This window comes from Viridibacillus sp. FSL H8-0110 (assembly GCF_038003565.1).
GTDB lineage: Bacteria > Bacillota > Bacilli > Bacillales_A > Planococcaceae > Viridibacillus > Viridibacillus arenosi.
The window spans coordinates 4,113,955-4,128,128 of the sequence record NZ_JBBOPJ010000001.1 but is presented as its reverse complement, the minus strand read 5'-3'; the positions used below and the strand labels follow the sequence as shown (position 1 = coordinate 4,128,128).

The 14,174-nt window shown below is 33.3% G+C and carries 10 protein-coding genes; 8 read left to right on the top strand and 2 right to left on the bottom strand.

What is annotated here, in order from left to right:
* Positions 1-174: 174 nt before the first annotated feature.
* The gene (solA, locus tag MHH98_RS20375) at positions 175-1,320 is read left to right on the top strand and encodes an N-methyl-L-tryptophan oxidase (protein WP_340713444.1); all 1,146 of its coding nucleotides are present in this window, start codon (positions 175-177) and stop codon (positions 1,318-1,320) included.
* Positions 1,321-1,866: 546 nt separating this feature from the next.
* A complete protein-coding gene (locus tag MHH98_RS20370) occupies positions 1,867-2,874 on the top strand; it encodes a C40 family peptidase (RefSeq protein ID WP_051448590.1) in 1,008 nt (335 codons plus the stop codon).
* Positions 2,875-2,947: 73 nt separating this feature from the next.
* On the opposite strand, the gene MHH98_RS20365 is transcribed toward MHH98_RS20370, so the two are convergent.
* Complete coding sequence (locus MHH98_RS20365) at positions 2,948-3,283, bottom strand: heme oxygenase (RefSeq protein ID WP_038180587.1); 336 nt, start codon at positions 3,281-3,283, stop codon at positions 2,948-2,950.
* Positions 3,284-3,996: 713 nt separating this feature from the next.
* Between MHH98_RS20365 and MHH98_RS20360 the strand changes: the two genes are divergently transcribed.
* The 4 genes from MHH98_RS20360 to MHH98_RS20345 all read left to right on the top strand — a co-directional run bounded on the left by MHH98_RS20360 (position 3,997) and on the right by MHH98_RS20345 (position 7,362).
* Positions 3,997-4,587 (top strand): TetR/AcrR family transcriptional regulator, encoded by a 591-nt coding sequence (locus tag MHH98_RS20360; RefSeq protein WP_038180585.1) that lies wholly within the window; start codon positions 3,997-3,999, stop codon positions 4,585-4,587.
* A gap of 314 nt (positions 4,588-4,901) precedes the next feature.
* On the top strand, positions 4,902-5,027 hold the full coding sequence (locus MHH98_RS20355) for a hypothetical protein (protein ID WP_268746456.1): 126 nt from the start codon (positions 4,902-4,904) through the stop codon (positions 5,025-5,027).
* A gap of 212 nt (positions 5,028-5,239) precedes the next feature.
* Positions 5,240-6,817, top strand: coding sequence for a sensor domain-containing diguanylate cyclase (locus MHH98_RS20350; protein ID WP_340713443.1), 1,578 nt, complete (start codon positions 5,240-5,242; stop codon positions 6,815-6,817).
* An 80-nt stretch (positions 6,818-6,897) separates the two neighbouring features.
* Entirely contained in the window at positions 6,898-7,362 is a 465-nt protein-coding gene (locus MHH98_RS20345) for a helix-turn-helix transcriptional regulator (protein ID WP_038180580.1), read from the top strand.
* Positions 7,363-7,805: 443 nt separating this feature from the next.
* Here the strand turns inward: MHH98_RS20345 and MHH98_RS20340 are convergent, their stop codons facing one another.
* Entirely contained in the window at positions 7,806-9,293 is a 1,488-nt protein-coding gene (locus tag MHH98_RS20340) for a catalase (RefSeq protein ID WP_038180577.1), read from the bottom strand.
* Between the two features lie 636 nt (positions 9,294-9,929).
* On the opposite strand from MHH98_RS20340, the gene MHH98_RS20335 reads away from it, so the two are divergent.
* Together MHH98_RS20335 and MHH98_RS20330 are read left to right on the top strand one after the other, a co-directional pair.
* Complete coding sequence (locus MHH98_RS20335) at positions 9,930-13,022, top strand: ATP-binding protein (protein ID WP_038180575.1); 3,093 nt, start codon at positions 9,930-9,932, stop codon at positions 13,020-13,022.
* Positions 12,997-14,115 (top strand): response regulator, encoded by a 1,119-nt coding sequence (locus MHH98_RS20330; protein WP_081730027.1) that lies wholly within the window; start codon positions 12,997-12,999, stop codon positions 14,113-14,115. The genes MHH98_RS20335 and MHH98_RS20330 overlap by 26 nt, the downstream gene beginning before the upstream one ends.
* The last annotated feature ends 59 nt before the right edge of the window (positions 14,116-14,174 follow it).

Here is a 14,174-nt window from a genome sequence, read left to right as displayed (position 1 = left end):
TTGATTAAATAATAAAATAATGGAATATATGAATTGCAGCCATTAAAGGTATCGCTTCCAAGATGAGAAGTTGAACAACAGCCTTGTACATTTCAGCAATAATCCTTATCACTCCCCAATATTCTAAAAATTCATAGTAAAATAATAATAATGAGTATCAAGGAGGCAATGAAAATGCATTATGATGTGATAGTTATAGGAGCAGGTTCAATGGGAATGGCTGCGGGATATTTCCTTTCACAAAGTGGAAAAAAGACTTTACTATTAGATGCCTTTAATCCACCACATGATAAAGGAAGTCACCATGGTGAGACACGCATAATTCGTTATGCATATGGTGAAGGGGTAGAGTATGTTCCACTCGCTTTACGTGCACGTGATTTATGGCAAGAACTTGCACAACAAACAGGTAAGGAAATTTTTCTCCAAACTGGTGTCATTAATGTTGGTGATAAAAATATTCCGTTCATAAAAAACGTGATTAAGAGTGCAGAGAAATTTGATCTACCATTAGAGGTTATGACGGCAACTGAGGTAAACGAAAAATGGGAAGGTATGCAATTACCAGATAACTACCTCGGTTGTTTCGAACCTACTTCGGGCGTGTTAAGAGTAGAATCATGCATTGAAGCTTATAGAGAATTGGCCATAAATGCAGGAGCAACTATTCGTACAAATAGTCGTGTTATTAAAGTCGATCCACAGACAGACAAAGTTACGATTTATACAGAAGATGGTGCAATATTTACAGCAGACTCCGTAATTATTTCTGCGGGTGCTTGGGCTGGAGAAATACTAAAACAATTGGATTTAAAACTTCCACTAAACCCAATTCGCAAAACATTCGCTTGGTACGATGTAGATGAAAAATACTATAATCAAAACGATTTTCCAGCTTTCACATTCGAGCTTGCGGAAAGTATATACTACGGTTTTCCAAGTATTGATGGCGCAGGATTAAAAGTGGGACGGCATGATGGAGGAGATAATATTAATCCAGATGAGGACAAACTTGCATTTGGTGATGTCGTCGGTGATGTAGAAAATCTGAGTGGATTCCTAGATGAATTTATGCCACGTGAGCATGAGTTGAAATTCGGAAAAACATGTATGTACACAATGACGCCAGATGAAGATTTCATCATAGATGTCCATCCAAAACATAATAACATCGCCATCGCAGCTGGTTTCTCAGGACATGGTTTCAAATTTGCTAGCGCTGTTGGAGAAGTCCTAAGTGACTTGATTACAAAAGGATTTACAGATTTAGATATCACACCGTTTTCTATTAAACGGTTTAGTAACGTAGGGAAAATATGATTACAGTAAAAAATGCAGAGCATGATCTATAAAAAACAAAATTGCAGAAAATACAAGTAGAAGATTTCTATAGAAATATTGAGTCATTTCAGGGATTTCAAATTCCAATGTCAATGACAGCTCTCAGTTTAGAAATTTATCAATAAGAACCATAATCAGTTCTTTCACTATATAAGTAAACTCCCTTAGCTTTTAAAGCAGAAGGGAGTTTTTTTGCATTGAATAATTATGTTTTTATCAAGTAGTTACCATTTTCAGTAAAAAAATTATGGAATTCATCAATTAAATAAAATAACAAAGAAAAGTAGTATTAAATGGAAAATTAATCCGTTTATATTTCCGTTTTATTAAAAACTGGATATAGTATGAGGATTTTGAGTTATTTGTAATAAAGTGTAATGACATTGTAAATGAAATGCCGTTGTTTCTCCATCTGACTTTCCTTAGTATTAATAGTGGAATTAATAAAAAAACGTTATTTACATCCATAAACATCGAAATATTATTATCTACTATAAAAGAAAAAATTGGAGGAACATTATTAATATGAACAAGCAAACAGTATTTAAGGCTATCACAGCAACTACTTTGACAATAACACTTGGACTTGGAGCATTAGTAAATAATCAACCTCAACAACCAACACAAACGAATGCAACAAATGTTTTACAAGATTCTGCTAACGGAATTACGATGGTTTCAAGTTCAAAAGCAACTAAAATTTCAGGTAAATATAAAACAACAGCAGCATTGAATATGCGTAAAGGTCCATCTACAAGCAGCAAGAAAATAACAACACTAAAAAAAGGTGCAGTCGTAACAGCTACATATAAAAAGAAAGTAAGTGGTACAACATGGTACAAAGTAAAACACGGTGGAAAAACTGGTTGGGTATCTGGTTCATACTTAAAAAAATATAAAAAATCAACATCATCTACTGCTAAAGCAACAAAAATTAGTGGTAAATATAAAACAAAATCAATATTAAATATGCGTAAAAGTGCATCACTAAAAAGTGGGAAAATAACAACACTAAAAAAGGGAGCTGTCGTGACAGCTTCATATAAAAAGACAGTAGGCGGAACAACGTGGTATAAAGTCAAACATAGTAGCAAGAAAGGTTGGGTATCAAGCTCATACTTAAAAAAATACAAAAAAACAACAAAAGTTTCTAGCTCAAACTCAGCACTTCGTAACAAAGTGATAAGTGTAGGTAGTCAATATTTAGGCGTTCCTTATGTATGGGGTGGCATGTCGACATCAGGTTTTGATTGCTCAGGTTTTACAGCTTATGCATATAAAAAAGCTGGATACGGTACACTTCCACATAATAGTCGTTCTCAACGTGCTGTTACTAAAAAAGTAAGTAGTCCAGAAGTAGGCGATTTAATCTTCTTCACTGCTACACCAGGAGGTAGCACGATTACGCATGTTGGTCTATATGCAGGAAACAACAAAGTTTTACACGCAGCAGGGGACAAAGTACAGTATCAAAGTGTTGCAAAAGGTAGTTACTGGGAACCACGTATCGTAAGCTACGGATCATTAAATTAATAGTATAAATTTAAAAAGGCTCTAACTGGAGAATAAAAACTTCAGTTTAGAGCCTTTCTTATTGAATAAAAGCTTAAGCTTGTGCTGCTTCAATACGTGAAACAATTTCAGCTATAACGATTTGACTACCAAGCATTGGAGATTCTTTTGGAGCTTCACCTGGTTTTGCTTCTGGACGTTTGTGAGATGCTTTGAATGCGTCACTTTCGCGCCACGCTTTGAAGCCATCAAGTGTTTCCCAGTACATATTAACGCTCATTTCATCGTATTCTTCAAAATCTTTGCATACAGCTACTTCAACTTTGACAAAGCCTTCAAATGATTGAAGTGCACCTGGACGAGTGAAGTTAGGAGCCATTTTTTCAGCAAAGCCTTTTTTCGTTTTAATACGGTTAGTTACTACGAACATAAACAATCTCTCCTTTTTTTAAAACATTGGCATACTAGAAACCTATGCCTTTTAAGAAATCGTATACCATGTTGAAACCCCAATGCAAATGAGAACCTATATTTCAGTTGAAAACGCTTAAAAAATGTGTTCCCATATGTTTATTAGAAAGGACAATTTAATTATATCTCTTTTATAGTAAGTACTTAATAATATAAATACCCTAAGATTTAATAATCAAACAATTTCAAATGGAATTGTTTGTGCTGATAATAAGAGTTGTATAAATCTTGTATAAATTGAGAGCTATACTTATGCGATGATACAAAGAATACAGTGGCTCCCTTCCTTTGTGCGTGAAGCGAAACCAGCCTTTGTTTTAGATGTTGATCACTCTTAATACAATGTTTGAAGATAGTTACAACTGGCAATATAGTGGTACAGTTGGACTTTTCAAGGAAGATATCAATGCCTATTTTGCTCACTTTCTAAAAAAGTATTGTTTGATAAGAAAATTCTTATTAAAAAGAAGTAATAAAAAGCGCTAGGAGTCCTAAAAACTTCTAGCGTTTTTAATGTGAAAGAATTTCTTGGTTTTACATAAAATTATTCAATATATTGAGATAAATATATAATTTGCACTATGGTAATGCTATTATTGGGTGATAATGGTATAATATACCTTGTCGATATTATAGGATAGTACCACTACTTTAAAAATAGAGGTGATTAAAATGGCGCGGGAGAGAAAATTTTCATCCGATGAAATATTTAATACTACCAAAATACTTTTATTAAAGTATGGATATGAAGGTTATACATTTAGTCTACTGGCTGATACTTTGAATGTCTCAAGAGCAGCAATTTATAAATACTATGTTAATAAAGAGGAACTTATTTTTGATTATTTAGTTTCAGCCTTAAAAAAAATACATATAGACTTAAAGTTAATAGATCAAGAACTGCCCTTTACGGCACAGTTAGATGAATTAGTGACTAAAATGTATAAATATAAAGATTTACAACAAATTTTAGTGAAAGCAAAGGAAATTCAGGAAAACGATTCTGAAGTACTTATACATAAAAAAGCGGCAATACAGCAATTACAAATAGGTATGTATAGCATATTACAAACAATAATAGATCAAGGCAAAAAAGAGAATTTTCTGGATAAAGAAATGCCAAATGAAATTATATTAAAGTTTATTCTCCACAGTGTCGCTACTCCAAATAGTGATGGAGTTAAACAGGAATCGTGGTTATTTTACATAAAAAAACTCATTTGTAGTGGAATTTTTGCTAAAAAAGTTAGCATAGAGGTTTAATGAGTTCTAGATATAAATTTAGTTTTTACTTAATGATCCTTTTCATTTCATTTGAAAAATAAGCATTTTGCTATTTCTTATGTTGTTAATGGATACTATAATTGAAAGCCTCCTCATTGTTGGATAGATATAACTATGAGGAGGTTTTTTGTATAGAATAAGTAACCTTAATATGACAGTAATCGTGCATGGTTAGCGTCTTATTAGAATTTCTATCAATTTTTATGTATAATAATAGTAGGAACGAAAGTAAATCATCGAAATAAGTATAGGAATTTCAAGAATGTCAGTACGAAGATTAAGGGGTTGATCGTATGTTGGACAGGTTATTGAGGTTTTTAGGTATTAAAATAGATGATGTAGAAGAAGATTTTGACGATACTATACACTGTTTCGACAATGCAGATTCTATTTTCAACCACTCTAGAGACAAAGAATAGTAAGGAAATTGCCTTACGAGTAATTAACATTAATAATTAATTAATTTGGATAAATCGCTATTAAGCTGGATGGCTTAATAGCGATTTTTTTATTTTAAAAAGAGAATAAATTACTTATAAAATAGTAAATTATTGTATTTTAACACTTGTGGTATGTTACTATTTTACTTGATGTATTATATCGAGCTATATAAGGAAATAGGTAGGGGCATATGAAAAAAATCAATCTAAAATTACACCATTTAATTATCAGTGTAGCTGTTTTGGCATTCCTTTTAACAATTGCGAGCAGTTTGTGGAGTAGTTATCGTACGAATACGCAATCCTTACAAGAAAGTACTCTTGAAACGAATCATGCGTATGCTCAAAAACTAGCAATGACAGCAAATGATTATATGAAAGAAACATTACAAACACTTAATATAAGTGCAGAAGAAATCACAGCTATTTTTGATGATGAGGATAAATTGTTACATGAAGCTGATCGTGTGAAAAATCAAACAAATACTTTTAATTCTGTAGCTATTGTCGACGCAAAGGGTGAAGTACTTGCAACTTCCCCTCAATCATTAGATTTAAAAGGAAAGACTCTTACTTCTAATGCTATAAAAGAAGCGATAACGCAAAAGAAACCATTAATATCAAAGCCGTATAAAGGAATTACAAATCGTTTGCTCATCTTCATTTCAGTTCCAGTTTTCGCAAAAGAGGGCCTATACCTAGGGCTAATAGGTGGAACTATTTATTTGAAAGAAGATAATGTATTGAATGAGGTTCTCGGTGAGCATTTTTATAAAGACGGTTCTTACGTGTATGTAGTAGATAACGATGGCCGCATAATTTATCATCAAGATAAATCACGCATTAATGATGTAGTATCTGATAATAAGATTGTAAGTGAAATGCTTGAAAACCATAGTACAGGTGCATCTCGTTTGATTAATTCTAAAGGTAAAGACATGCTGGCAGGATATTCGTATATTTCAATTGCCAATTGGGGAGTTGTGGCACAACGCTCAACTGAAATTGCTTTGAAACCGGCAACAAATATGGTAAAGCAGATGCTGTACGTTGCATTACCACTATTGCTCGTTTCACTAGTTATCATCTTATGGGCTTCACTTAAAATTGCACGTCCATTACAGCAACTAGCAACATTAACGGAAAGTAGTATGAAAGCAAACGAAGAAAAGAATCTCGCTCAAGTACCCGGCTGGTATTATGAAGTTATACAACTAAAAAAAGCATTAATTCAGAGCCTATCTTTTCTCCATGGACAAGTAAGTTTCTTTATGGACCAATCAACAACAGATCCACTTACAGGATTGACGAATCGCCGAACATTAAATGAACGAATGCAAAAATGGACAAGTGGGAATACACCTTACTCAATTATTTTAATCGATATAGATCATTTTAAGTCGGTGAATGATACATACGGTCACGGTGTTGGAGATGAAGTATTAAAATTCTTAGCTTTGAAAATGAAAAAAGCAACAAGAGCAAATGATTTATGTTGCCGTTATGGTGGAGAAGAGTTTATTATCTTATTGCCAAATACATCTGCAACTGACGCTTATTTAGTAGCAGAGCAGCTACGTACGGATATCGAGCGAACAATAAGTCCAACTGGGGAAAATATTACAATTTCAGCAGGAATCGCAGAATATCCTTCAATGGCAAGTGAGCCTGCAACAATGATTGGATTAGCAGATCAATGCTTATATGAGGCGAAGGAACAAGGTAGAAATCGCGTTGTAATGGCAAAAGAAATATTTATTGTACTGTAATCCACTTTATAATAGAAAATTCCCTTTTTGCATTCAATAGTATAAAATTACACTAAAAGAAACAATTAAGGGTGATAAATATGGATAAAGAAAAAATCATTAGTATCGCTACTGAGAAATTTAAGTTAGTTCGTACAGAAAATAATTATACTCAGGATAAAATGGCTGAGGTACTAGGTATTTCAAAAAAAACACTTGTTCAAATCGAAAAACAACGAACACCATGTGGCTGGACAACAACAGTTGCACTATGTGCCCTATTTAGAGAAAGTTCAATTTTGCAAAATGCAATGGGTGGCGATCCTATGGAAGTAGTGGAACTAACAGCGCATGACGTGATTGCACGCCCAAAAGAAAAAACTATGGGCGGACATGTATGGTGGCGAACAGTACAAGAGGATAAGGGATATCGTTTGCAACAAAATATTTTAAGCAACCATTATCGAATTTTAGATTCTGAATCATATCGTTGGTTTAGTACGATGAATGAAGTGGCCGCGTTAGAAGAATTTACCCGTATTATAGAAGAAAATCACTTTAATTAAGTATTTGGCATCCATGTAATATGTGGATGCCTTTATTTATGTTACATAATAAACAAGTGAATAAATGCAATCATGAGTTAGGGATTGAGTATATATTTGTAGTAGATTGTCAAACTGTTTTAGTAACAACACTCACAAGTTGTATTACAGTAACGATTGTAATATACATATCAGTCATACTTTATACATAGGTACTACAGATGAAATATGAAGTCAAATTATTTATTTGAGTTTAAAAAGCAGCTCTTCAACGCGAAGAGTTGTTTTTTTGTGGATAACTTTTTGGTGGAAAAATGATACTATCCACAATCTACACAAAGTTATACACCAATTCTGTGAATAAGTGCATAGAATATTCAAAATAATTAAGTAAATTGTGGATAAGTAGTTAAAAAGTAAAAAAGCCTCGTTTAGCATGAGTAGCTAAACGAGGCTTTGTTATATTAGCGATATTGAATTTCTTTTTTAAGGTCAATTTCTTTGATATCGATACCCATTGCTTTGGCAACACCTGTACCATAAGCTGGATCTGCTTTGTAGCAGTGAATGATATGGCGTTCTTTAATAAAGAACTCAACACCTTCCATGTTACGAGCAGTATTTTCGAATAAACGTTGTTGCTCTTCTTGGCTCATGATGTTGAACAATTTACCTGGTTGTTCGAAGTAATTGTCATCATCTTCGCGGAAGTCATAGATATCTGCTGGTCCATCAAGTGCTAATGCAGGGTCTTTATATGATGGTTGTTCTTGCCATTCACCGTAGCTATTTGGCTCATAATGCAATGTGCTTCCTAAGTTTCCATCTACACGCATTTGTCCATCGCGGTGGAAGTTGTGTACTGGGCATTTTGGTGCATTAACAGGGATAGATGTATTGTTTACACCTAAACGGTAACGAGCAGCATCTGCATAAGCGAATAAACGAGCTTGTAGCATACGGTCTGGTGAGAAGCTAATACCAGGAACAACGTTAGATGGCGCAAATGAAGCTTGTTCAACTTCAGCAAAGTAGTTAGCTGGGTTACGGTTCAATTCGAATTCACCAACAGGGATTAATGGGAATTCAGATTTGTACCATACTTTTGTTAAATCAAATGGGTTGTAACGGTGGTTACGAGCTTGTTCTTCTGTCATCACTTGGATAGACATTTTCCATTTAGGGAAGTCGCCTTTTTTGATTGATTCAAATAGGTCACGTTGTGAAGATTCACGGTCGTGTGCAACTACTTCAGCAGCTTCTTGGTCTGTGTAGTTATTAATACCTTGTTGTGAAGCGAAGTGGAATTTCACATATACACGTTCATTATCAGCATTGATCATTGAATACGTATGTGAACCGAATCCGTGCATATGACGGTAATCAGTTGGGATACCACGGTCACCCATAACATAAGTTACTTGGTGCAATGCTTCCGGTAAGTTTGTCCAAAAATCCCAGTTGTTATTAGCTGAGCGCATGTTAGTATGCGGGTCACGTTTAACAGCGTGGTTCAAGTCAGGGAAGTGCATTGCATCACGGAAGAAGAATACTGGAGTGTTGTTACCAACTAAATCCCAGTTACCTTGTTCTGTGTAGAATTTTAATGCGAATCCGCGGATATCACGTTCAGCATCAGCTGCACCACGTTCACCAGCTACAGTAGAAAAACGAGCGAACATTTCTGTTTTTTTACCTACTTCAGAGAAGATTGCAGCTTTTGTATATTTAGTAATATCGTGAGTTACTGTGAAAGTACCAAATGCACCTGAACCTTTAGCATGCATACGACGCTCCGGAATAACTTCACGGTTAAAATTAGCTAATTTTTCAATCAACCATACGTCTTGCAGTAAAAGGGGTCCACGTTTACCTGCAGACATAGAGTTAGTATTACTAACGACTGGTGCGCCAGCAGCAGTTGTTAACTTTTTATTATTATCATTTGTCATAATGTTGTGCCTCCTATTTTGAACTCAATTGAACTCTTCAAAACTAATATAACAGATTGCTAGATGAAAGTAAATTATAATGATTATCTTTAAGGAATTTATATCTTTAAGTATGTTCTATAAATAATGGGAGGTTAATTATGTATATATAGTGTTTCAAAAAGTGCAATTCACTTACTAAATAAATTATAAAAGGAACAAAAAGTGTAATGAAATAGCTTGAATAGTGATAAGTGTATTAAAAAATCATTGAGAATATGAGTTAGACAAAATAAAGATCTTTTAAACAACTTACTCATCAATTAAAGTCAAGAATAAATTTTATATAATAATAATTATTATTATCATTTTGGTAGTAAAAATAAGAGTAATTGATAATGTTTTAATGATAGTTGAATCTTTATTTCTTTTTTTATGATCAGTAGATTGGCTATAAGAAAGGCATGTTGAGAGTTTAAACTTTGCGCAGTTTTTTTATATTCAAATGTATTCTAAAGTGAATATTCTTTGAAATGATTTAACAATTTAAGCATCTTATGGATTATTCATTTACAATAGGTTTATACGAATTGAAAAATAGAAATTGATTCATAAAAGAAACAAACTTACATATTTGATCTAGCAAAGAGGTGTGTTATGAAAAGAAAGCTGTTCATCGCTATTTGTATCGGTATTTTTTTGTTCACAATTATAAGTAGTTTTAACTACTTTAATATTTTCCAACCGAATGGGCCTGATGCAAAAAATGGTGTATTAGATTTGAGTAATTGGGATTTTGAAAGAGATGGAAATATAAATTTAAATGGTGAATGGCAATTTTACGCCGGAGATTTAATAACGCCTGACAATAACCCGCATACTTATGATGAATATACTCAAAATCTGACAACTATTAATGTTCCAGGAAATTGGAATAACCAATATACAGAACAATATGGTACATACCGTTTACTTATTAAGTTGCCAAATAACGAGAAGTACGGATTCAAAATGGATACGATTCGATCTTCTAGCCGATTGTTTATAAATGGCGTAGAGGCCGGTGCAAAAGGCGACCCTTCAAAAAATATGAAAATACATCAGTTTAGTAATGAGAAGTATGTGGCGTATGGAACTGGTGAAGGCCTAGAAATAGAGGTTGTTATTCAAGTGGCCAATCTAAATTACCATGTTGCTGGCATTATTTCTCCAATAAAATTTGGGACTTCAAAGGACATTGAAATATCAAAAACAATGGATGTAATGTTGGAAACGGCTCTTTTTGCAGGTTATTTCTTATTGTTTATTATGTATTTAGTAACCTACTTACAACGAAAAAGAATTTTATATGAATTATACTTTAGTTTGTTTTGCCTCTTTCAAGGATTTTATATTACTACGTTAAATGAGCAATTATTTTTTATAAAAATGTCGAATTTATCTTTGCTTGATAGGTCGTATTTCCAATTCACATTTTTTCATCTAGCAATTCTATTCTTTCTGTTATTTATATATGAATTTTTTAAACAATATACAAATAAAAAAGTTGTCATATTTTTATGTAGCTTATTAATTGTTGAGGTGTTTATAGAGGGAATACCAAATCCTATATTGTTGTTAGTAACTCCTCCTATTATGGTCGAGAAAATAGTAATGGTTTTCATTTTAGGGTTAAGCTATGGATACATCGTATATATATTACTGAAGGCGGCTTTAATAAAAAAAGCAGAAGGTTCTGAGTATATATTAATGATAGTTACATCTTTTGCATGTTATGGAACTTTAATTGCATTAAACTTTTTATTTGAAATAAAAGTTAAATATGAGCCCGTGTTTCTGTTTTTAACAATGGTAATTGGCTTATCTTCTTTAATTGGTTTTCGTCACCAGCGTGCTTTTATAGAAGTAGATCGTTTATCTAAGGAATTACTTCGTTTTGATGAATTTAAGGATGATTTTTTAGTGAAAAGCTCTCACGAATTACGGACACCATTACACGGTATTATTAATCTCTCTAAATCATTAATGGAAGGTAATAAAGGGGCACTAAAAAAAGAACAACAAGAAGTCGCTGTTTTAATTCACACCGTTGGTAAACGGTTAGCGAAGTTAGTAGAGGATTTATTATATGCTGGAAAGATCAAGCGTGGGGAAGTAAATATTTCACCTACTCCGGTCAATGTTCATATTGTTGAAGAGATTATAGCTGAGGTATTTTATCTAATACCGACTTCGAATAAGTTAAAATTAGTTAATATGTTTCCATCTAATCTACCATTAATCTATGTAGACGAATACAAGTTAAAACAGATTTTCTTTAATCTTATTTACAATGCTATTAAGTACACGAAATATGGCGAGATTACACTTTCTGCAAAAGTGCAGAATGGAGAAATGTTCATCTCAATTACAGATACAGGCATAGGCATTGAGGAAGATCATATTAATCAAATTTTCGACTCATTATATCAAGTAAAAGGAATTGAATCTGAAGGTCTTGGTCTAGGGTTAAGTATTACTAAGCAACTAGTGGAAGTGTCTGGTGGGCGCATTTGGGTTACTTCAGAAATCGGAAAAGGCTCGTGTTTTACTTTTACGATTCCTTTAGCGAACGAATCACAGCTTAAAGCGGTGGAGAAACCAGCATATTTTCCAACTGAAAAAAATAGTATGCTTCTGGCAATAAAAGATAAAGAGGCTTCAAAAGCATTCTTGGATGTACCGGTGAAAATTGAAGGGAAAAAGGGTTATACCATTTTAGTAGTAGATGATGATCATGATAATTTAAAGATATTGGTAAATTCTATACGATCTTTAGACTATACCGTGATTGCAGTTGAAAGCGGTGTAGACGCCCTTGAAATAATGGGAAATGAATCCGTGGATTTAATGTTATTAGATTTAATGATGCCAAATATGTCAGGTTTTGAAGTTTGTAAAATTGTGAGGGAAGAACATGGTTTACTCGAGCTTCCAATTGTCATCTTAACGGCAGCTGGTCAATTATCAGATTTGATAATTTCCTTGCAAGGAGGGGCAAATGACTTTTTACAAAAGCCAATTAATCTTGAAGAATTAAAAGTCCGTATAGAATCATTGTTATCAATGAAAGAATCTTCAAGGGAAGCAGTGAAAAATGAATTAGATTTCTTATCTGCACAAATTACACCACATTTTTTATACAATACATTTAATACGATTATAGGATTGAGTTATAAGGATGAAGAGAAAACGCGGGAGGCGCTACAATATTTGTCTACGTATTTCCGTGCAAAATTAGATTTTAATGGTCAAGATTGCTTAATCCCATTAGAAAATGAAATAGAATTAGTGAAAGCTTATCTATCCATTGAAAAGATGCGTTTTGGTAATAGATTAAATATTGAATATGAGATCGACGAAACGATAGAAGCACTTATCCCCTCAATGACCATTCAGCCACTTGTTGAAAATGCAGTTCAGCACGGCATCGCCAAAAAGTCTAATGGCGGGACAGTAAAAGTAACGATAGAGAAAACTACAGTAGGTGTCAAAATAGTGATTGAAGATGATGGCGTAGGAATCCCTATTCAAAAGCAATATGAGTTAATGAATGAGCGGAGTACACGATTAGGCTTTTTAAACCCATATAGAAAGCTAAAACTTATTGAAAAATCATCATTCTTATTAGAAAGTAAAGAAAGTGAAGGAACGAAAATAACTATAATTGTACCTGGGGGTGAAAATGATGAGAGTTCTATTAATCGATGATGAAGAAATTGCTTTAGAAGTGCTTGAGATTATGACTAGTAATATAGAAGGAATTGAAATTGTCGGGAAATATACAAATCCGGTTCTTGCCTTGCAAGAATTAGCTAACATACAGGTGGATGTTATTTTTATAGATATGGAAATGCCGGGAATGCACGGAATTGAATTTGCTGAGAAAGTAATGGAAAGGTACAGTAATATAGACGTGCTTTTTGTAACGGCGCATCCTCAATTTGCAATAGAGGCATTTGAAGTGAACGCGTCTGATTATTTGTTAAAACCTGTAAATATGACGCGGTTAAGAAAGGCAATTAAAAAAGTTGAAGAAAGAATTACTTTATATAAATCTAGGGAAGGTCTTTCTGAGCAAACACACAAAGTTTTGTATGCTCGCTTCATGAGTAGCTTTGCACTACAAGATTATCAACAAAATGAAGTGAAATGGCGTACAAGAAAAGTAAAGGAATTATTCATTTTCTTATGGCACAATAGAGAAAATCCGATTCATAAGGCGAATGTTGTTGAGGCATTATGGCCAGAAATGGACGCTACAAAAGCTGTGACATTATTACATACAACTGTTTACCAATTGAGAAAAGCTATAAAAGATATTGGTGTGGAAAATTCCATTACATTAGTAAATGATCATTATAAACTGTCTGTGCCCCTCACAAGTGATGTGCTTGAACTAATGCAAATTGTACAAACAGAGGACATGCATCCTTTAAAGGTAGAAAGGTTACTCGAACTTTATAGTGGAGATTATTTGGAAGGGGACGTCTACCCATGGTCAATTCAATACCAACAATGGATAAAACAGGATGTTCTACTATATCTCGAAAAATTTATAACGAGTACAGAAAGTAAAATAGATCAAAACGCATTAGTGGAAAAGTGTCTGGAAAAAATGCTGATTTTAGATATGTATAATGAAACGATCATGCACCAGTTGATGAAACATTATCAACAATTAAATAATACACAAAAGATAAAAGCGCTTTACGAAACAATTACGAATAATCTCGTAGATGAATTAGGCATTAAAATACCTAGAGAAATTGTAGATTTATATAATGAATGTTTTTCTCATTAATAGGGGCTGTCTCACAAGTCATTTTTTGACTTAGAGACAGCTCTTTTAATATTGTGAAG

Coding starts and splice junctions, on each gene's coding strand:
- MHH98_RS20350 (WP_340713443.1), top strand. CDS start 5,240: ATGAAAAAAATCAATCTAAAATTACACCATTTAATTATCAGTGTAGCT.
- MHH98_RS20360 (WP_038180585.1), top strand. CDS start 3,997: ATGGCGCGGGAGAGAAAATTTTCATCCGATGAAATATTTAATACTACC.
- MHH98_RS20345 (WP_038180580.1), top strand. CDS start 6,898: ATGGATAAAGAAAAAATCATTAGTATCGCTACTGAGAAATTTAAGTTA.
- MHH98_RS20365 (WP_038180587.1), bottom strand. CDS start 3,283: ATGTTCGTAGTAACTAACCGTATTAAAACGAAAAAAGGCTTTGCTGAA.
- solA (WP_340713444.1), top strand. CDS start 175: ATGCATTATGATGTGATAGTTATAGGAGCAGGTTCAATGGGAATGGCT.
- MHH98_RS20330 (WP_081730027.1), top strand. CDS start 12,997: ATGATGAGAGTTCTATTAATCGATGATGAAGAAATTGCTTTAGAAGTG.
- MHH98_RS20370 (WP_051448590.1), top strand. CDS start 1,867: ATGAACAAGCAAACAGTATTTAAGGCTATCACAGCAACTACTTTGACA.
- MHH98_RS20335 (WP_038180575.1), top strand. CDS start 9,930: ATGAAAAGAAAGCTGTTCATCGCTATTTGTATCGGTATTTTTTTGTTC.
- MHH98_RS20340 (WP_038180577.1), bottom strand. CDS start 9,293: ATGACAAATGATAATAATAAAAAGTTAACAACTGCTGCTGGCGCACCA.
- MHH98_RS20355 (WP_268746456.1), top strand. CDS start 4,902: ATGTTGGACAGGTTATTGAGGTTTTTAGGTATTAAAATAGATGATGTA.